19 protein-coding genes are annotated in these 19089 nt (G+C 74.7%); 3 read left to right on the forward strand and 16 right to left on the reverse strand.

Going from position 1 to position 19089, the window contains the following annotated elements:
- Nucleotides 1-60: 60 nt before the first annotated feature.
- On the reverse strand, nucleotides 61-1104 hold the full coding sequence (locus OG294_RS12490; RefSeq protein WP_327066551.1) for a zinc-dependent alcohol dehydrogenase family protein: 1044 nt from the start codon (nucleotides 1102-1104) through the stop codon (nucleotides 61-63).
- A gap of 145 nt (nucleotides 1105-1249) precedes the next feature.
- Here OG294_RS12490 and OG294_RS12495 point away from each other — a divergent pair, with 145 nt between their 5' ends.
- Nucleotides 1250-2254, forward strand: coding sequence for a DEDDh family exonuclease (locus OG294_RS12495; protein ID WP_327066552.1), 1005 nt, complete (start codon nucleotides 1250-1252; stop codon nucleotides 2252-2254).
- A gap of 116 nt (nucleotides 2255-2370) precedes the next feature.
- A complete protein-coding gene (locus OG294_RS12500; RefSeq protein ID WP_327066553.1) occupies nucleotides 2371-3141 on the forward strand; it encodes an SDR family oxidoreductase in 771 nt (256 codons plus the stop codon).
- A 54-nt stretch (nucleotides 3142-3195) separates the two neighbouring features.
- Here OG294_RS12500 and OG294_RS12505 read toward each other — a convergent pair whose 3' ends face one another.
- The 9 genes from OG294_RS12505 to OG294_RS12545 all read right to left on the reverse strand — a co-directional run bounded on the left by OG294_RS12505 (nucleotide 3196) and on the right by OG294_RS12545 (nucleotide 10290).
- Nucleotides 3196-3855 (reverse strand): alkaline shock response membrane anchor protein AmaP, encoded by a 660-nt coding sequence (locus OG294_RS12505; protein WP_327066554.1) that lies wholly within the window; start codon nucleotides 3853-3855, stop codon nucleotides 3196-3198.
- A 38-nt stretch (nucleotides 3856-3893) separates the two neighbouring features.
- A complete protein-coding gene (locus OG294_RS12510) occupies nucleotides 3894-4496 on the reverse strand; it encodes a DUF6286 domain-containing protein (RefSeq protein ID WP_327066555.1) in 603 nt (200 codons plus the stop codon).
- Complete coding sequence (locus OG294_RS12515) at nucleotides 4489-4872, reverse strand: hypothetical protein (RefSeq protein ID WP_327066556.1); 384 nt, start codon at nucleotides 4870-4872, stop codon at nucleotides 4489-4491. Before OG294_RS12515 ends, OG294_RS12510 begins: the two co-directional genes overlap by 8 nt.
- The gene (locus OG294_RS12520) at nucleotides 4872-5063 is read right to left on the reverse strand and encodes a hypothetical protein (protein ID WP_327066557.1); all 192 of its coding nucleotides are present in this window, start codon (nucleotides 5061-5063) and stop codon (nucleotides 4872-4874) included. Before OG294_RS12520 ends, OG294_RS12515 begins: the two co-directional genes overlap by 1 nt.
- A gap of 42 nt (nucleotides 5064-5105) precedes the next feature.
- Nucleotides 5106-5579 carry an Asp23/Gls24 family envelope stress response protein gene (locus OG294_RS12525; protein ID WP_327066558.1) on the reverse strand — a complete coding sequence of 158 codons (474 nt, stop codon included), beginning with the start codon at nucleotides 5577-5579 and terminating at the stop codon, nucleotides 5106-5108.
- A gap of 188 nt (nucleotides 5580-5767) precedes the next feature.
- The gene (locus tag OG294_RS12530) at nucleotides 5768-6577 is read right to left on the reverse strand and encodes an enoyl-CoA hydratase/isomerase family protein (RefSeq protein ID WP_327066559.1); all 810 of its coding nucleotides are present in this window, start codon (nucleotides 6575-6577) and stop codon (nucleotides 5768-5770) included.
- Nucleotides 6578-6851: 274 nt separating this feature from the next.
- The gene (locus OG294_RS12535; protein WP_035843861.1) at nucleotides 6852-7085 is read right to left on the reverse strand and encodes a helix-turn-helix domain-containing protein; all 234 of its coding nucleotides are present in this window, start codon (nucleotides 7083-7085) and stop codon (nucleotides 6852-6854) included.
- 437 nt (nucleotides 7086-7522) lie between these two features.
- Nucleotides 7523-9121: an ABC-F family ATP-binding cassette domain-containing protein gene (locus OG294_RS12540; RefSeq protein ID WP_327066560.1), complete on the reverse strand. Its 1599-nt coding sequence runs from the start codon at nucleotides 9119-9121 to the stop codon at nucleotides 7523-7525.
- Nucleotides 9122-9351: 230 nt separating this feature from the next.
- Nucleotides 9352-10290 (reverse strand): hypothetical protein, encoded by a 939-nt coding sequence (locus tag OG294_RS12545; RefSeq protein ID WP_327066561.1) that lies wholly within the window; start codon nucleotides 10288-10290, stop codon nucleotides 9352-9354.
- 426 nt (nucleotides 10291-10716) lie between these two features.
- On the opposite strand from OG294_RS12545, the gene OG294_RS12550 reads away from it, so the two are divergent.
- Complete coding sequence (locus OG294_RS12550; RefSeq protein WP_327066562.1) at nucleotides 10717-12192, forward strand: glycoside hydrolase family 26 protein; 1476 nt, start codon at nucleotides 10717-10719, stop codon at nucleotides 12190-12192.
- Here OG294_RS12550 and OG294_RS12555 read toward each other — a convergent pair.
- Genes OG294_RS12555 through OG294_RS12580 form a run of 6 tightly spaced genes read right to left on the reverse strand, consistent with a single transcriptional unit; the run spans nucleotide 12164 to nucleotide 19084 of the window.
- Nucleotides 12164-13336: a GNAT family N-acetyltransferase gene (locus tag OG294_RS12555; protein WP_327066563.1), complete on the reverse strand. Its 1173-nt coding sequence runs from the start codon at nucleotides 13334-13336 to the stop codon at nucleotides 12164-12166. The two genes, OG294_RS12550 and OG294_RS12555, sit on opposite strands and share 29 nt — an antisense overlap.
- On the reverse strand, nucleotides 13333-14052 hold the full coding sequence (locus OG294_RS12560; RefSeq protein ID WP_327066564.1) for a Wzz/FepE/Etk N-terminal domain-containing protein: 720 nt from the start codon (nucleotides 14050-14052) through the stop codon (nucleotides 13333-13335). The genes OG294_RS12555 and OG294_RS12560 overlap by 4 nt, the downstream gene beginning before the upstream one ends.
- Nucleotides 14049-15179 carry a glycosyltransferase gene (locus tag OG294_RS12565; protein WP_327066565.1) on the reverse strand — a complete coding sequence of 377 codons (1131 nt, stop codon included), beginning with the start codon at nucleotides 15177-15179 and terminating at the stop codon, nucleotides 14049-14051. The genes OG294_RS12560 and OG294_RS12565 overlap by 4 nt, the downstream gene beginning before the upstream one ends.
- Nucleotides 15176-15967, reverse strand: a complete 792-nt coding sequence (locus tag OG294_RS12570; RefSeq protein ID WP_327066566.1) for a polysaccharide deacetylase family protein — start codon at nucleotides 15965-15967, stop codon at nucleotides 15176-15178. The genes OG294_RS12565 and OG294_RS12570 overlap by 4 nt, the downstream gene beginning before the upstream one ends.
- Nucleotides 15957-17705: a lipid II flippase MurJ gene (locus tag OG294_RS12575; RefSeq protein WP_327066567.1), complete on the reverse strand. Its 1749-nt coding sequence runs from the start codon at nucleotides 17703-17705 to the stop codon at nucleotides 15957-15959. The genes OG294_RS12570 and OG294_RS12575 overlap by 11 nt, the downstream gene beginning before the upstream one ends.
- Entirely contained in the window at nucleotides 17702-19084 is a 1383-nt protein-coding gene (locus OG294_RS12580) for an O-antigen ligase family protein (RefSeq protein WP_327066568.1), read from the reverse strand. Before OG294_RS12580 ends, OG294_RS12575 begins: the two co-directional genes overlap by 4 nt.
- Between the last annotated feature and the right edge of the window lie 5 nt (nucleotides 19085-19089).

Genomic DNA, 19089 nt, shown 5'->3' on the forward strand with positions numbered 1-19089 from the left:
GAAGTTGACGTCTTATCAGATTATCCGGATGACCTCAGCCGGCCCCGCGCCGCGCGGGCCCTAGAACGCGATCCGCACCTTGAGCGCCGAGCGGTCGTCCATCGCCTGGTACCCCTGCGGCACCTCGGCCAGCCCGACCGTGCGGTCGAAGACCAGGCCCGGCTCGATGTCCCCGGCCAGCACATCGGCGAGCAGCTCGGGGATGTACGCACGGGCCGGCGCCACGCCGCCGCCCAGCGTCACGTTGCGGCCGAACATCTGGCCGATGTCCACGCCCGCGCTGCCGCCGTGCGGCACCCCGACGTAGCCGACGGCGCCGCCGTCCCGGGCGATCGAGATCGCGGTGCGCATCGACTCCTCGGTGCCCACCGCCTCCAGCACCGCGTGCGCGCCCTGACCGCCGGTCAGCTCGCGCACCTTCTCGACCGCCGCCTCACCGCGGTCCGGCACCACGTCGGTGGCGCCGAACCTGCGCGCGATCCCGGTGCGCATCTCGTGGCGGCCCAGCGCGATGATCCGGCCGGCGCCGAGCCGGTGTGCGGCCAGCACCCCGCACAGGCCCACCGCGCCGTCGCCCACCACCGCCACCGTCGACCCCGGGCGGACCCTGGCCGAGACCGCCGCGTGGTGCCCGGTGGCCATCACGTCGGAGAGCGCGAGCAGGCTGGGCAGCAGCGCCTGGTCGGTGGCCGCGTCCCTGGGCAGCTTGACCAGGGTGCCGTCGGCGAACGGAACCCGCACCGCCTCGCCCTGCCCGCCGTCCGAGCCGACACTGCCCCAGAAGCCGCCGTGCGGACAGGACGTCTGCAGCCCGTCGCGACAGAAGTCACAGGTGCCGTCCGACCAGACGAACGGTGCGACCACGAAGTCCCCGGCCTCGAACCGGCCGACCTCGGAGCCCACCTCCTCGACGATGCCGAGGAACTCGTGCCCGATCCGCTGCCCCGGCTCACGGGCGGCCACCCCGCGGTAGGCCCACAGGTCACTGCCGCAGATGCAGGCGTTGACCACCCGCACCACGGCATCGGTCGGCCGCTGGACCACCGGGTCGGGGACCTCCTCGATCCGGATGTCACGGGGGCCGTGGATCACGGTGGCACGCATGTCGATGTCCTTCGAACAGAGAAACGGAATACCTTGCTCCGCAAGTACGACCGCCCCCTCGGCCACTCTATTCCCGCCCCGCCCGACCAGCGTGCCGGACGATCACGTCGTGCGCCGACGGTGACGCCCCTTAAAGTGGTGCACCATGCATCCGCTCCAGCCCACGGCTCGCCCGTTCCCGACCCAGCGCACCGGCGCGCCCGCGGCCCTGCCGCAGGAGAGCCCCGCGGGCTACGCGGTGGTCGACGTCGAGACCACGGGCCTGGGCCGGACCGACCGGGTGATCTCCGCGGGCGTCTACCGGCTGGACGCCGAGGGCGAGGTGGTCGACCACTGGTACACCCTGGTCAACCCCGAGCGCGACCCGGGCCCGGTCTGGATCCACGGCCTGACCACCGCGATGCTGGCCGACGCGCCGACCTTCCCGCAGATCGCCGAGGAGCTGGCCGAGCGGCTGCGCGACCGGGTCATGGTCGCCCACAACGCGCTCTTCGACTGGAACATGATCTCCCGTGAGTACTCCCGCGCCGGGCTGCGCGCCCCGGTGGAGCAGCGGCTGTGCACCATGGTCCTCTCCCGCGACCTCGGCCTGCCGCTGGCCAACGGCAAGCTCGCCACCCTCGCGGAGTACTTCGGCGTCCAGCAGCGCAACGCGCACAACGCGCTCGACGACGCCCGGGTGCTCGCCGAGGCCTTCCGGCCCAGCCTGCAGCTGGCCCTCAGCGGCGGGGTGCCGCTGCCGCTGACCACCTGCGTGGCCGTGACCGACCTGGGCGAGGACGCCACCGCACCCGCCCCCTCCGCCGCCCGCGGCTCGTGGTCCTCCTCCTACCGCCCCAGCCGCAAGCGCCCGCCGTGCCCGTACCCGAACCCGGGGCGCTGGCAGCAGGACGGCCCGCTGGTCCAGGGCATGCGGGTGGCGATCACCGGCGACACCGCCACCGACCGCGAGCTGCTGGAGGACCGCGCGATCGCGGCCGGCCTGCACATCGCGAGCTCGGTCAGCCGGCTCACCAGCGTGCTGGTCACCAACGAGCCGGGCAGCTGGAGCGGCAAGGCCCGCAAGGCCCGCGAGCTGGGCACCCCGGTGATCGGCGAGGACGCCTTCCTCCAGCTGCTGGCCGACGTCTCGCCGCACCCGGACGCCTGACCTGCGGCTCCGCACGCCGATCCGACGGGATCGAGCGGGCACTCCCCAGCGCCCCGCGAACCGACGTCCGGTGCCCGCCCCAGCACCCCCGGACCGCCCTGCGGCAGGATGAGGCCATGGATCTCGGACTGCAGGACAAGGTGTACGTGGTCACCGGCGCCAGCCGCGGACTCGGCTTCGCCGCCGCCCGCGCGCTGACCGCCGACGGCGCCAAGGTGCTTCTGACGGGCCGTCGGCAGGAGTCCCTGGACGCCGCCGTGACCGCCCTGGGCGGCGGCGCGCCCGACGGCCCGGCCGCCGCGCTGGTCGCCGACAACAACGACCCGGCCGCCGCCGAGCAGGTGGTGGCCGCCGCGTTGCGCCGCTTCGGCCGGCTGGACGGCATCCTGATCAGCGTCGGCGGCCCGCCCGCCGGCCCGGTGCTCAGCGCCACCGACGAGACCTGGCGCGACTCCTTCGAGACGGTCTTCCTCGGCGCCCTGCGGCTGGCCCGTGCGGCCGCCGCCGTGCTGACCGAGGGCGGCGTGATCGCCTTCGTGCTCTCCAGCTCGGTGCGCGAGCCGATCCCCGGTCTCGGGATCTCCAACGGCCTGCGCCCGGGTCTGGCGATGGCCGCCAAGGCGCTGGCCGGCGAGCTGGGCCCGCGTGGCATCCGGGTGCTGGGCCTGCTGCCGGCCCGGATCGACACCGACCGGGTCCGCGAGCTGGACTCCCTCGCCCCGGACCCCGCCGCCGCCCGCACCGCCGCCAGTGCCCGGATCCCGCTGGGCCGCTACGGCACCCCCGAGGAGTTCGGCAACGTCGCCGCCTTCGCGCTCTCCCCCGCCGCCTCCTACCTCACCGGCCTGATGATCCCGGTCGACGGCGGTGCCCTGCACGCTCTCTGACCGCCCGCCCGGTGAGCGATCCGGTGACCAACCCGGTCACCGAGCCCGCTCGGCTCACCGCACCCGGGCGGCCCGCCCGGCCCGGCCGCGCGGCTGCCGCGGGGGCCGCGGGGGGCGGGGCGGCTCGGTCGGGGCCACCTGGATCCGCAGGTCCTGCGGTAGCTCGCCCTGGTGGGCGAGCGCCGCCGCCGCGTGGTCGAGCGGTCCGGACCGGAACTCCCGCACCGCCCGCGTCACCCGGGCCCCGGGTTCCAGCAGCAGCAGCGCGCGCAGCCGCAGCCCCTTGCCGCCTCCCACCAGGCTCACCCGCGCCGCCGTCACCTGCGGCACGTCCAGCGCCGCGTACTGGACCGCCGCCGCCAAGGCCGCACCGCGCAGCCGCAGCCGCAGGCCCGGCACCCCGGGGGTGGGCAGCTCCAGCTCGGCCGGCGCGGGGCGGCGCAGCTGCGCCACCAGCCAGGCCAGCGAGAGCAGCGCCACCGCGGCGAGGCCCGCCACCACCGCGGGCCACCACCAGCCCCGGTCCCGCCAGCGGGTGCGCGAGGCGGTGCTCAGCACCGGTCGGCCCGGCGAGGTCAGCGGCCACCATCGCGGCGGCGTCACCCCCAGGTGCCGGTACACGTGCAGGCCGCCGGCCAGCACCAGCAGCGTGCCCAGCACCAGCACCAGTCCGACCAGCCCGAGCAGCAACCGGTTGACGGTGGCTCGGCTCATCACCACACCTCCTCGATGAAACGCGCCCCGGACAAGCCCTAGTGCATCGGCGGCCGGTGCTTGGCCGGTCGGCCCCGCACCTGCAGACCCGGCTCCCGGAGCAGCCCGACCGCCGCCAGCTCGGCCGCGAGCGCCGACCGGGCGGCGGCCAGGTCGGCGCTGCCGTGCACCGTCACCCGCACCCGCCGCCGTCCCACCCGCACCCGGGCCGCCGCCACCATGGGCAGGTCCAGCGCCCGGGTCTCCAGCAGCGCCGCCACCCCCATCCGGTCGATCACCACCCAGGGGGCCTGGCGCAGCACCAGCCAGCGCCGCGAGCCGGAGGCCACGGCCAGCCACAGCAGCCAGCCGCCGAGCAGCAGCACCACGACCGCACCGCCGCGCACCCATCCGGAGTCCACCGGCCGGGTGGCGAGCTGCCCGGCCAGCCAGCTGCGCCAGCTGCCGGGCCGGTGCCCGGCCCAGGAGGAGGCCGCGTCGTAGAGCAGCACCCCGCTGCCGGCCAGCAGCAGCACCGCCACCAGGGCGGCCGCCCTGGTGCGGGGCGAGCGCGGCGCCCGGTAGCCGGGCCCGCTCGGGCGCTCCCCGGGAGCCGGCGGCGGCTCCTGCGGGCCCGCGGGCTGCGGCGCGAGGTCAGTCACCGGATCCGCCCACCGGATGCAGGCGCTCCACCACCACGACCACCTCGCGCACCGGGATCCCGGTCAGCGCGCCGACCCGGTCGGCGACCGCCGCCTGCACGGCCGCGGCCTGCGCGGTCAGGTCGCTGGGGAACGGCAGGTCCACCCCCACCCGCACCCGTGCCACGCCGTCCGCCACGGCCACCGCCACCCGGGGCTCCTCCCCCGCACCGCCGTGCCCGAGCGCACCGCGCGCCGCGACCAGGGCGATCCGGGTCAGCACCCGGTCGGCGATCCGCAGGCGTCCGCGCCGGGCCGCCGGTGTGGCCCGGCCGGTGTCCCGCCCCCAGCCCCGCTCGATCGCGGAGCCGGCCGAGCCGCCCGCCCCGGCCGTCATCAGTGGCGCCGGTCGCGGCTGCGCAGCAGGTCGCCGAGGTCGCCGAGGTCGAGGTCGCCCTCCAGCACCCGCCCGACCACGAATCCCACCGCGCCGAGCACGGCGACCAGCAGGAAGGCCGCGAAGCCGCCGAAGTAGCCGGCGAAGCCCAGGGCCATGCCGGCGACCAGGCCGATGAAGGCGAGATTCAAGATGAGCTCCCGAGCGGTGCGGTCTTCGGTCGGACGGGCTGATTACTGGACCCGGGCGCGCCGCTCCGAGGAGGGCGGCTCGCCCTCCTCCTCGTCCGGCTCGTCGGGCAGGTGGACGTCGTTGACGGCGATGTTCACCTCGACCACCTCCAGGCCGGTCATCCGCTCCACCGCCTGGATGATGTTGCGCCGCACGGTCGCCGCCAGTTCCGGGATCACCACCCCGTACTCCACGACCAGCGCGATGTCGATCGCCGTCTGCCGCTCGCCCACCTCGGCCTTGATGCCGCGCGAGATGCTGGAGCGCCCGCCGGGCACCCGGTCGCGCACCGCCCCGAAGGTCCTGGCCAGTCCCGAGCCGAGCGCGTGGATCCCCGGGACCTCCCGGGCCGCCATGCCGGCGATCTTCTCCACCACTCCGTCGGCCAGCGCGGTGCGCCCGCGCTCCTCGGCAGGGGTGCCGTGCTGCGCGGTCCCGGGCTTGGTCAGATCGGACGGTTTGGGGGTCTCGGGCATGGGGGTGCCTCCTGAAGGATGTCCCTAGCTATACCGCAATCTGTCCCAACTCTGACATTCCGCCACGAAACCCGCGCCCGGAGCCTGCCCTCCGGAGCATGACAGTGGGGCCCGGCTCTCCCCCTCCAAGAGCCGGGCCCCACAGCATCGCGGCCGCCCCGAGGGGCGGCCGACGGTCCAGGTCGGCGTCAGTCGCCGATCCCCGCCAGGTCGCGCAGCCGACGGGCCTGCGCCGCGCGCTCGGCGGCCCGCTGCTCCTCGTAGCAGCGGTCGCCCGCGCCGAGCAGCAGGGCCTTGGTCTCGATCACGGCGTTGCGCGGCGCCGCGAGCAGCGCGGCGGCGAGCGTGCGCGCCGCGCCGGAAAGCTCGGTGCCCGGCACCACCTGGTTGGCCAGTCCGATCGCGACCGCCTCGGCGGCGGGCACCCAGCGGCCGGTGGCACAGATCTCCAGCGCCCTGGCGTAGCCGACCAGGTCGGTGAGCGGCTTGGTGCCGGTCAGGTCGGGGACCAGGCCGAGCGAGGTCTCACGCATCGCGAACTGCGCGTCCTCGGCGCAGATCCGCAGGTCACAGGCGAGTGCGAGCTGGAACCCGGCGCCCACCGCATGCCCCTGCACGGCGGCGATCGTGATCACGTCGGGACGGCGCCACCAGCTGAACGCCTCCTGGAACCCGGCGATCGCGGCGTCCAGCTCCTGGTCCGGGCTCGCGGCCAGGGCCAGGAAGTTCGGCTCGCCGGGCAGGCCCTCGGGGGTGAACATGGCCCGGTCCAGGCCGGCCGAGAAGGACAGGCCCTCGGCCTGGAGCAGCACTACCCGCACGGTCGCGGGCAGCTCGCGGCCGATCGCGGCCAGCGCGCGCCACATCGCGGGAGTCTGGGCGTTGCGCCGCTGGGGGTGGCAGAGCGTCACCGTCGCGAGTTCGCCCTCGACCTCCAGGCCGACACCGGCCTGCCGCCACGCGTCCGGCGTGGCAGGGGTGGAGACGGGCGCGGTCATGGGCACCTCCGGCACGGGTCGGGACAGGCTCCAGCGCGCTGCCCACTCATCTACCGGAGAGTAACTTAATTGCCCGCGCCTTGGATACCGCCATCCGCGGCAGCTCGCGGGCATGACGATCGGCGGCCATGGGGGTCCCCCCGGCCAGAGGCTGGGGGAGGGCACCTGTCACGGTCGCCGATGCGTCGGGGTGTGCTGACGAACTGTCGGAACCTGCTGCCTGTGTCGACCGGCCGACCGGGAGGAAGGGCCACCATCCCGGTCTGACGATACGTCAGGAACCGGCTGCCGCAGCAGCCTTGGCCTTTCCACGCGTGGCGCCACCACGACCCCGGAGATTGACTCCGGACTCGCTCAGCATCCGGTGCACGAAGCCGTACGAGCGGCCGGTCTCCTCCGCGAGTGCGCGAATGCTCGCGCCGGAGTCGTACTTTTTCTTCAGCTCGGCCGCGAGCTTCTCACGCGCGGCACCTGTCACCCGGCTGCCCTTTTTCAGAGTCTCGGCCACCCGTGCCTCCTCGTAGCTGTGCTCGGTCAGATTCCCATGATCACCCATCCCCAGCGTCCTGGCCACCCATTCGACAAGGTCTGTCCTGCGAAAAGGGCTCCGCCCGGGGGCGCCTTGCGCGCGTCGTGGCGCTCACCCTGGGTGTACACGACCCCGGCCGAATCCGCGTCGGCGGACGAAAGAGCTGATCAGCAGGGTCGGACCGGCGGTGAAAGCAGCGGGTCCGAATAAAACGGAATCCGAGGCCCCGGGATTCCCGATTGGGGATCTCTGATGAGAAAGGCTCGGCCGGATGCAGGAGCGTGTGTCTACGAAAGCCGAGCGCCCGCGACCGGCGGACCGGTCACGGGCGAGGTCAGAGCGGTGATCCGCGACAGCGCGGATCCGACGCGGAAATCAGCGCCGGCGGTCACCGGTCGGGGCCGGTGATCCGCCGGTCAGGCCAGCGAGACGAGATCGTGGTACGCCGGGGTCCACAGGTCCTCGACGCCGTCCGGCAGCAGGATGATCCGCTCCGGCTCCAGCGCGTCCACGGCGCCCTCGTCGTGGGTGACCAGCACCACCGCACCGGTGAAGGTGCGCAGCGCGCCGAGGATCTCCTCACGGCTGGCCGGGTCCAGGTTGTTGGTCGGCTCGTCGAGCAGCAGCACGTTGGCCGAGGAGACCACCAGCGCGGCCAGCGCCAGGCGGGTCTTCTCGCCGCCCGAGAGCACGCCGGCCGGCTTGTCGACGTCGTCGCCGGAGAACAGGAAGGAGCCGAGGATCTTGCGGATCTGCACCAGGTCGGTGTCCGGCGCGGACGAACGCATGTTCTCCAGCACGGTGCGCTCGGGGTCGAGCGTCTCGTGCTCCTGGGCGTAGTAGCCGATCTTCAGGCCGTGGCCGGGGATCACCTCGCCGGTGTCCGGCGCCTCCACCCCGGCCAGCATCCGCAGCAGGGTGGTCTTGCCCGCGCCGTTGAGGCCCAGCACCACGACCCGCGAGCCGCGGTCGATGGCCAGGTCGACGCCGGTGAAGATCTCCAGCGAGCCGTAGGACTTGGACAGGTCCCTGGCCGTCAGCGGGGTCTTGCCGCACGGGGCCGGGTCGGGGAAGCGCAGCTTGGCCACCTTGTCGGAGGCCCGCACCTCCTCCAGGCCGGAGAGCAGCTTCTCGGCACGGCGGGCCATGTTCTGCGCGGCGACCGTCTTGGTGGCCTTGGCGCGCATCTTGTCGGCCTGCGCGTTGAGGGTGGCCGCCTTCTTCTCGGCGTTGGCCCGCTCGCGCTTGCGGCGCTTCTCGTCGTCCTCGCGCTGCTGCTGGTACTGCTTCCAGCCCATGTTGTAGACGTCGATGCAGGAGCGGTTCGCGTCCAGGTAGAAGACCTTGTTGACGACCGTCTCGACCAGCTCGACATCGTGCGAGATCACGATGAAGCCGCCCTTGTAGGTCTTCAGGAAGTCGCGCAGCCAGGCGATCGAGTCGGCGTCGAGGTGGTTGGTCGGCTCGTCCAGCAGCAGCACGTCGGAGTCCGAGAAGAGGATCCGGGCCAGCTCGACCCGGCGGCGCTGGCCACCGGAGAGCGTGTGCAGCTCCTGGCCGAGGATCCGGTCGGGCAGCCCGAGCGCGGCGGCGATGGTGGCGGCCTCGGCCTCGGCGGCGTACCCGCCCTTGGTGAGGAACTCGGTCTCCAGGCGCGAGTACTTCTTCATCGCGTTGTCGCGGGTGGCGCCCTTGCCGGTGGCCATCCGCTCCTCGTTCTCGCGCATCTTCTTGAGCACGGTGTCGAGGCCGCGGGCCGACAGGATCCGGTCGCGGGCCAGCACGTCGAGGTCGCCGGTGCGCGGGTCCTGCGGCAGGTAGCCCACCTCGCCGGAGCGGGTGACGGTGCCGGAGGCCGGCAGGCCCTCGCCGGCCAGCACCTTGGTCAGCGTGGTCTTGCCGGCGCCGTTGCGCCCGACCAGACCGATCCGGTCACCGGGGGTGACCCGGAAGCTGGCGGACTCGATCAGGATGCGGGCACCGGCGCGCAGTTCGAGGGCGTTGGCGGCAATCATGGCTGGGAAGACTCCTGAAACTGGGCGGACCGGCGCACGCGGGCGGCAGCGCGGTCGGACACGGGGACGCGGCGGGGGTATGGGCGGTGCTGGGCGGTCCGGCACGGCAGCGGCCCGCGACTACCGACGCGGACCGATTTGCCTACCGACTGCCGCCGCTAATGCCCGAGGAGAACAGCCATGCCGGCCAGTCTACCGGGCGCGCCGGACGTCCCTCGATGAATTTCCGGTCAGTGGGCGCCGCTGTCGCCGCCCGCCACCGGGCAGCCGGCCGGCGGCTTGACCGCGGCGAACGGCTCCTCGGGGCTGCCGCACGGGATCGCGGAGGCGCCCTGATCGGTGTCGAAGACCCGGCTGCCGAGCACCGGGCCGTCGTCGATCAGCACCCGGGTGCCGTCCAGCTTGGTGAGCTTGACGGTGGGGCCCGCGTTGAGCACGTAGCCGGGCTGGTCCATCCGGAACCCGGTGATCGAGCCGGGCAGCGGGTGACCGGAACCGGTGGTGCCGGTGCAGGTGCGCGGCACCAGCACGGCGCCGTCGGTGCTGACCGCGCCCAGCACGTCGAAGACGCAGCCGGCCTGCGGGCGGGCGTTGAACCGCAGGTCCCCGTCGCTGTCGCGGAAGCCCATGGTCAGACCGGGGCTGAGCACCTGCACCCAGGGCTGGGTCTGCGAGGCGACCTGCACCGCGGCGGCGGCCCGGGTCAGCTCCAGCTGCTTGCGCTGGGCCGCGGTGCGCTGGTCGGCGCCCGGCTCCCCGTCCCCGTGCAGCCACTCGGCCAGGCCCGGCATCGCGCGGTGCCAGCGGACCTCGTGGTCGCTGATCTCCACCGAGGTGACCATGCCGTCGTCCCAGACCACTATGGCGCTCTGGCCGACCAGGGTCACGTGCAGCGCGGTGGCGCCGTCGCGCCGGTAGGACCAGAGCAGCGTGCCGCTCGAAGGGTCGTACGCCTCCAGGCCGGGGCCCACCCGGAAGTCCGGGACGACCGGATCCGCCGACTGGGCGCCCACCGGGCTGGCCTGCGCGTTACCGGGTTCCGAGACCTGGTCGCCGAACGGGACCGGGCGGTTGGCGTGCGCCGCGGCGCCCACGCCGAGCACCAGCAGCACCGCCACGGCAGGCAGGGCGGAGCGGGGGGTCAGGGTACGAAGCGGCTTCCAGGACACCTCGGGAGGGTACCTGGTGGGCGCTCGACCGTCAGCATGGCGGGGCCACCCCGCGGGCCTACCGACGGATAACCGGACATTCGGCGGGGGTCGGTGGACGGGGATCGAGCGCCTCGCGCACGGCCGTCGGGCCGTCCGTGGCGACCGGAAAGTGCTGACGATCGATCAAGGCGCTCCGGATCACCAGTCGAGGTCGACCAGGCTCGCGACAATTGTCCACTTTAGGGTGACATTCGGCTTTTCTGAATGCGCCTCAGCTTACTGTCGGTAGGCGGATGCCTACGACTGGCGTCCGGGTCGGCGTCCCTCCCGCGGCTGGGCTGCGACGCAGCGAAGGGTGGGGGTCGCCGAGGAACGAGGCGGCACCCGCCCGCAGCGAAGGAACAGTCCATGAAGCGGAACTCAATCCGTGGTGGAGGAGAGACCATGCGAATCGGCCGGCTGGCCTTGGCCGCCTCCGCCCTGCTCCTGCTCACCACGGCCGGGCTCGGCGCCGGCGGCGCTCCGCTCACCGCCGCCGACCGCTGGCCGGGCGGCGACCAGGCGGCGGGCCCCGGCGCCCGGCCGCGCTCGGCCGCACCCCGGCCGAGCACCCGGCGGGCCAGCCACGAGGTCGCGTTCGGCGCCTTCGTCGGTTCCTGGGACAACTACATCCCGCAGATCGCCCGGCTCTCCAGCTGGCTGGACGGCGCCAACCTCCAGGTCGGCCACACCTATCTGGCCGGAAACAGCTGGGCCGACGTCGAGGGCGACGCCAAGGTGCTGGCGCTCTGGTCGCAGTGGCGGATGAGCGACCAGGGCCGGACGCTGGTGCTCAACGTGCCGATGCTGGTGCCCAACGAGGGCGACCTGCCCGACGACCAGGTCGCCGAGCTGCTGAACCAGGGCGCGCACGGCGCCTTCGACCAGCACTTCCTGCGGCTGGCCCGCAGGCTGGTCGCGCTCGGCGGCAACGACACCGTGATCGTGCTCGGCTGGGAGATGAACGGCATCACCTACACCAGCCGCTGCGGGCCCGACCCGGCTGCCTGGAAGGCGTACTGGCGGCGGATCATCGGTGTGATGCGCTCGGTGCCCGGGCAGAAGTTCCGCTTCGACTTCACCCCCAACCGCGGCCTGGACGCGATCGCCTGGACCAAGTGCTACCCCGGCGACGACGTGGTGGACGTGATCGGCACCGACAGCTACGACCAGCCGGCCGGCGCGACCTTCGACGACTACGTGCACGAGCCCTACGGCCTGGAGGACCAGGTCGAGTTCGCGGCCCGGCGCGGCAAGCCGGTCTCCTACCCGGAGTGGGGGCTGTTCCGCAACGGCGACAACCCCGAGTTCGTGCGGCGGATGGTCGACTGGATGCGCACCCACGACACCCTCTACCAGACCGTCACCGACTACTGTCCGCACGGCTTCTGGCAGTGCCGCAGCAATCCGCGCTCGAGCGCCGTCTACCGGGAGCTGCTCAGCGGCTCCAAGGGCGCGCCGGTGCCGACCGAGCCGCCGTGCCGGCTGCCGGGCCTCGGGGCGCTGCCGAACCGGCCCGGACTGCGCCCGCCGCTCTTCTCCCGGGGCTGCTCCGGCCAGGGGCAGCCCGCAGGCGCGGGCAGCCCGGCCACCTCGGCCGCACCGTCGGCGAGCACCTCACCGACCGCACTGCCGACCGGGCTGCCGACCGCACTGCCGACCGGGCCGAGCGGCTCGGCGACGCCGACCGACGCGGCGACCTCCGCCTCGCCCTCGCCCAGCCCGTCCGCCACGGCCGCCCCGGCGCCCTCCGCGGCACCCTCGCCGTCCGCCGGCACCGCGGCCACGCCCTCGGCCAAACCCTCCACGACGCCGTCGCGACCGGCGGCCCCGTCCTCGACCCCGCCGGCGATCAGTGGCTGGCGGTCGTTGGACGGCTGAGCAGCCCGCGCAGCCGGCGGACCGGTCCGCGCAGCCTGGGCACGGCCGCCGCGCGGACCCGGGCCAGCGACAGCCGCAGGCTCAGCGCGCCGGCGAAGTGGCGCGGCCCGAGCAGCAGCCGGTGGTTGTGCTCGCGTTCGGGGCGCCAGCGCTCCTTGTACGGCTCCTCGCCGCGCATCAGGCTTATCTCCGGGATGCCCGCGCGCACCGTCTCCTCCAGCGAGGTGCCGAAGAGCAGGCCCGCGATGTCGATCCGCTCGCGCAGCTGCGGGTGCGCGCCGTAGAGGTAGAGGCCGGCGAAGGAGCGGCAGCAGAGCAGCAGGTCCACCGCCATCAGCTCCTCGTCCAGGTAGTAGCGGTAGACCACCGCCTGGCCGGCCAGCGCCAGCGCGGCGGTGGACTCGCGCAAGTGGGTGGCGAACCGCTCGCTGGTGTGCTCGGCGGTGACCGTCCGGCCCTGCCACTGCAGCGCGTGCAGCCGCAGCAGGTCGTCCATCGCCGGGCCGACCTCCTCGGCCGGCACCCGGCGGGCCACCACCCCGCTCTCCAGCAGCTTGCGCTGCTTGGCCCGGCTGCGCTGCGCGGTGCGCCCCGGCAGCCGGGACAGCAACTGCTCCATCGGGACGGCCGGCAGTTGCTGGCAGACCGAGTCGAGCAGCTGGTGGCGCCGCCCGTGCCAGTGCGCGTACACCTGGTGCGCCGCCGAGCCGGGCCGCACCTCGCGCAGGTCCAGGGCCTGCCAGGGCCGGCGCAGCGGCAGCGCGCGGGCCAGCGCGGCGGCGGCCTCGGCGGCGCAGGATTCGTCGAGCAGCACGTCGGTGAAGTCGATCAGCCCGCCGCCCAGGCCGGTCAGCGTGCCGGTCCTGGTCCGCATCAGGGCGGCGGCCCCGACCAGCACGCCGTCCCGGCGCACCAGCACCACCCGCAGCGCGCCGGGGCGGCCGTAGCCGCGCCACCAGGAGGCCTGCCAGGCGGCCGACTGGAACGGTGTGGCGGTGCGGCAGCGGGCGGCCAGCGCGTCCCACTCGGGGGCGAGCCGGGTCAGCGCCTGGTCGTCCCGGTGCGTCTCGGTGGTCCACCCGGTGGGCGCGGCAGGTCCTCCGGGCTCCGCCGGTGCCGCGGGGCCCGGGTGCAGGGCCGTCATGTCGCGCTCCCCGCTTTCGCCGTCTTCTCGGCCTTCTCCGGCCTCTCGCTCGGCTCCCGGCTCGGGGTGGGCACGGCGGCGACGGGTTCGCCGGCCACGGGTTCGGCGGCCACCGGTCCGGCCGCCCCGGCCTCGCCCGTCGCCCGGCGCCGGGCCATCATCGCCAGCGACCCGACCAGCACCCCGGCCGCGCCGCCCACCGCGACGTCGAGCTGCCGGCTCGGCGTGGTCGGCTTGTCCGGGTCGGCCGCGGCGGCCAGCGGCACCAGCTTGACGCCGGTCTCCTTGCTGCTCGTGTTGGCGAACGAGACCAGCGCCTTGGCCACCGCGTCGGCGGCCTTCACCGCCTGGTCCGGGTGCCGGCCGCTGCCGGCGATCTCGATCACCGGGGCGTCCGGCGAGGTGGTCCCGGTCACCTGGCTGGCCAGCTCGGCCCCGGTGCGTCCGGCGTCCGGGGCCGCCATCGCCAGCACCTGCGGCTGGGCCGCGAGCCGGCCGTACGCCTGGGCGAAGTTGACCGCGAGGCCCGCCTCTCCGCTGCTGTCCGGGACCACCACCACGTAGGAGTTGGCCGTGTAGACCGGCGGCGCGAGCACCGCGTAGCCGGCCCCCGCCACCGCGCCCAGCGGGACGGCGGCGGCCAGCGGCCACCAGCGCTTGGCCGCCGTCAGGACCCGGTCGCGCTTCGTCGGCCCGGCCATCCCTTGCTCGGTCATCTTCCAGACTCCCTCCCGGCCGGTACAGGCCGCTCGGCCTGCCCCAGCCGCTCGTACAACTCGCCCAGTCGGGCCGCTGTGCGGACAATGTCGTAGTGCGCCACCGCCGGTGGCCGGGGCAGCGGGACGGCCAGCGGCGCCGGGCCGAGCGCCAGCAGCGCCTCCTGGTAGGCCGCCACCGTCGACGGCAGCTTGCGGGCGCCGGGTGCGTCCGCGGCGGGCAGTTCCTCCAGCGCCGGGCAGCCGCTGTGCAGCACGGGCAGGCCGGCGGCCAGCCCTTCGAGCACCGCCAGGCCGAAGGTCTCCTCCACCGAGGGCGCGGCCAGCACGTCCATCGCGCTCAACAGGTCGGGCACGTCGGCGCGTTCGCCGATCAGCAGGACCCGGGCTCCGATCCCGAGCTCGCGGGCCAGTTCGGTGAGCGCAGCACGCTCGGGCCCCTCCCCCACCACCAGCAGCACCGCCTCGGGCAGCACGGTGAGCGCCTGCACCAGCACGTCGAACCGCTTGCCGGGCACCAGCCGCCCCACCGCGCCGATCACCACGGCATCGGCCGCGATGCCGAGCCTGCGCCGCACCGCCGTCCGCCGGTCCCAGGGCACCGCGAAGCTCGCCGCCTCGATGCCGTTCGGCAGCACCGCCACCCGCTGCGCCGGCACGCCCCACGCGGTCAGCGTGCCCGCCACCCGCCCGGAGACCGCCACGGTGGTGACGCCGAGGCGCTCGGCCGCCAGGTAGAGGGACTTGACCCCGGTGCCGACCGGCCGGCCCTCGATCGTCCCGGCGTGCAGCGAGTGCTCGGTGGCCAGCACCGTGCGCACCCCGGCCAGCCGGGCGGCCAGCCGGCCGTAGAGGCCGGCCCGGTACAGGTGGGTGTGCACCACGTCGTAGCGGCCCCGGCGGATCAGCCGGACCAGGCGGGGCAGCACCGCGAGGTCGCGGTTGCCGCGCATCGCGAGCTCGTGCACGGTGACGCCCTCGGCGCGCAGCGCCGCGGCCACGCTGCCGGGGTTGGTCAGCGTGGCCACCTCGCACTCGACCGACGGCGGCAGGTGCCGGACCGTCAGCAGCAGCTGCTGCTCGGCGCCGCCCGCCGCCAGGCCGGTGATCACGTGCAGCACCCTCATCGCTGCTCCCCTCGCCGCCGCAGCTCGGTGACCACGTCCCGCAGCCCGCACCGGCCGCGTTTGGCCCGCAGCCGCCACGCGCCGTCGCGGTCGCCCACGTAGCAGCGGGGCAGCGCGAAGCGGCCGGCCAGCGTGCTGTGGCCGATCGCCACCGCGTAGTCGTAGCCGGCCTCCTCGACCGCGCGGGCGGCGGGCTCGTCCACCGCGCCGTACGGGTAGCAGAAGCCGCCGACCGGGCCGCCGAGCAGCTCGCTCAGCGCCCGCCGGCTCTCCCGCACCTCCGAGCGCAGCAGGCCGGCCGGGAGGCCGGGCAGGGCCAGGTGGCTCATCCCGTGCGAACCGATCTCCCAGCCGCTGCGGGCCAGTTCGCGCACCTGATCGACGCTGAGCAGCGGCTTGCGCGGGCCCTTGGCGTCCCAGAAGTTGTCGCCGCCGAGCCGGTCGGCCACCACGAAGACGGTGGCGGTGAATCCGTAGCCGCGCAGCACCGGGACCACGTGCCCGGCGAAGTCGGCGTAGCCGTCGTCGAAGGTCAGCCCGACCAGGCGCTCGCGGCGGCCCTCGGCGCGGGCACGCAGCAGCTCACGGATGCTGACACCGCGCCAGCCGCGGGCGGCCAGCCAGCGCAGCTGGGCGGCGAACCGGTCGGGGCTGACCGTGAGCAGGTAGGGATCCTCCTCCTCGACGGCCACCGAGTGGTACATCAGGATCCACGGCGCCCTGGGCCATCGGGCGGTGGCACCGCCCTGGCGCGGCAGCTGCGGCCGGTGGACGAGTTCAGCAACCATCGGGGACCGTTCCTTCCTCCAGGAGTTCTTCTCCTGCCGAACGCCGTCCCCCCGGCCCTGCGTGGGCCTGCGGCCCGGTCCGGGCCCGCCGGCCGCGGGCCATCGCGAGTGCCCTGGTGAGCGGTGCGGTGAGCTCGTGGGCGCCGAGCAGCCCGCCGAGCGCCAGGTAGACGGCGAGCACCACGGCCCCGCCGGCCGCGATGGACGGCGCCTCGGCGTGGACCAGCCGGGTCGTCAGCGTGCCGGCCGCCGCCGCACCGCCGGCCGCCGCGAGCAGCCGGGCCTGGCCGGCCAGCACCGTGGGCATCCGCAGCGCGATGCCGCGCAGTGCGAGCCCGCGCAGCAGCAGCACGGCGGTGGTGGTGATGCCCGCCGCGTTGCCCGCGGCCAGCCCGAGTGCGCCGAACCGGTGGGTGCTGAGCACCCCGACCGAGGTGGTGACGGCCAGGCCGATCACCATCGCGGCCACCGGGTACCAGTCGAGCAGCGGGTGGCCCGCCTGGATCGGGCGCGGGTCGTCCGCCCGGCGCACGGCCGGGCGCATCGAGAAGAACGGCCGGACCATCACGCCGATCAGCGCCTGGGCCAGCAGCCCGCAGCTGTAGACCTGGATCACCTGGGCGGTGGCGGTGGTGTCGGCCGGGCCGAACGCGCCGCGCTGGAAGAGCAGGGCGACCACGGGGTGCGCGCAGGCGATCAGGAAGGCGGTGCCGGCCAGCACCACGGCCGCGGCCTGCCCGAGGTCCTTCTCCACCCGGTCCCGGGCCGCCGCCAGGTCGCCGGCGGCCAGCGCCCGCGCGACCAGCGGGAAGGTCACCGTGCAGATCAGCAGGGCGGTGGTCATCGCCAGCTGGGAGACCTTGGCCGCGTAGTTGAGGTGCGAGATGGTGCCGACCGGCAGGTCGGAGCCGAGCGAGCGCTCGATGAAGACCTGGGACTGCCGGGTGATCGTGAAGGCCGCCACCGGCAGCAGCGCCAGCGGGCTGAGCAGCAGTCCGCGCCCGCCGCGGGCGGCGCGCCCGCGCGCAGGGCCCGCGCGCAGGGCCCGCAGGAACGGCGCGATCAGCAGCCCGGCCATCAGCAGGCTGCCGAAGGCCACGCCGAGCGCGGCGGCCCGCACCCCGAGGGCCAGGTGGAGCAGGGTCAGCACCGCGAGGATGCCGAGGTTGTACGCCACGTAGATGGCGGCCGGCGCGGTGAACCGGTGGTGGGCGCGGAGCGCGGCGCCCAGGTAGCCGGCCAGGCCGAACGGCAGCACCGTGAGGGCGGTGATCCGGGTGCAGGTCACCGCGAGCCCGGGGTCGGCCAGGCCGGGGGCCAGCAGCCGCACCACCTCGGGCGCCCAGAGGACGGTGGCACCGGACAGCGCGCACAGACCGCCCAGCAGCCAGGGCAGCGTGTCGGCGGTCAGCTGCCGCACCGGGTCGGCGCCCTCGGGCCGCTCCTCGCGCAGCACCAGGGCCAGGCTGAAGGCCGGGACCATGAGGAACGTCATCGCGTCCTCGATCAGCAGCGGCGCGGCGGTCTCCGGCACGGTCCAGGAGACCAGGAACGCGTCCGTCCCCTCGTCCGCGCCGAAGAACCGGGCCAGCAGCAGGTCGCGCAGCAGACCGAGCCCGGAGCCGGCCGCGCTGAGCACGGCGGTGATCCCGAAGGCCTTGGCGAGGAAGGACGGGCCGCGGCGGACCGGGTCCGGTGCCACCGGCGCCACGGTGGGCAGTTCCTGACTGATCGTCATGCCATCTGCTCCCGCTCGGCGGGCAGCGCCCAGCTGGCGGCCACCCCCAGGATCACCGAGGTCAGCACCGTGGTGGTGCCGCCGATGTCGGCGTAGAGGAAGTCGACCAGCACCCAGCAGAGCAGCCCGAGCGCCGCGGGGCCCGCGGCCCCGGCGCGGCGCAGGCAGCCGAGCAGCAGGGACAGGAAGAGCCCGCCGTACGCGACGATGCCGACCAGGCCCTGCTCGCAGAGCACCAGGAAGTACATGTTGTGCGGCGAGAGCAGCGGCTCGCGCTCGAAGCCGATCGTGGCGTCGGCCGCGTCGCTGCCCGAGGAGAGCCGCAACGGGGCGTGGGAGTCGCGCAGTTGGGGGAAGCTCTTGGGTCCGGCGCCGGTGGCGGGGTGATCGGCCCAGATCGACCGGGCGGTGGCCCACAGGTCGTACCGGTCACTGACCGAGTGGTCCTCGTTGCCGCCGGAGACCGAGCCGATGCTGCTCAGCCGCTCGGCCACGCCACCGCCGCCCGCGCCGAGCCCGCCGACCAGCACGATCGCCGCCGCCAGCCCCAGGCCCGCCCAGCGCAGCGCGAGCCGGGCGTCCGCCTTGAGCAGCAGCACGGCGGCGGCCACCGCGGTGGCGATCCAGCTGCCCCGGCTGAAGGAGACCGCGAGCGGGAACACCAGGAAGGCCGCCGCGGCCAGCAACCCGCGCCGCCACCACGTTCTCTGACGCTCCATCAGTCCGAGGGCCAGGGCGGCCAGCAGGCCGAAGCTGACCACGCCGGACATCGCCATGATGTCGAGCGCGCCGAAGGTGCCCACCGCCCGGATCGGCTCACCGGTGTAGGAGGCGCCGGTGCCGGTGAGGTACTGCTCGGCGCCCAGGCCGCCCTCGATCAGCGCGGCGAGCACGAAGGCGCCCAGCACCAGCCGCAGGTCCGTGCGGTCGCGCAGCGCGGTCAGCACCGCGGCCGGGACCAGCACGAAGATCTGCACCAGGCGGATGAAGCCGGTCAGGCTGGCGGCGGGGTCGACCGAGGTGATCGTGGCGGCGGCGGCAGCGGCGACCACGCCGCTGAGGACCAGGCAGGCGGACCGGCTCAGCGCCGGGGGGCGCCCGCGCAGCAGGTCCAGGCCGAGCAGGCCCACCAGCGCGAGCGAGGCGAGGTCGGCGGGGGTGATGTGGACGGCGGCGGTGACGTTCTCCTCGCCGGTGGGGACGCAGACGAGCAGGACGGTCAGCGCGACCAGCAGGCTCGGGCGGCGCAGCACGGCGGCGACCGCCGCACGCGGCAGGGCGGTCGGCGGCCGATCGGCCGGGCGCCGATCGGCCGGCGGGCGGTCGGCTGGCGGGCGGTCGGCGGCTAAAGCGGGATGCGGCGCAAGGGTCAGGGCCACGGTGG

The sequence above is a fragment of the Kitasatospora sp. NBC_01302 genome (genome assembly GCF_035976515.1).
Taxonomy (GTDB): Bacteria; Actinomycetota; Actinomycetes; order Streptomycetales; family Streptomycetaceae; genus Kitasatospora.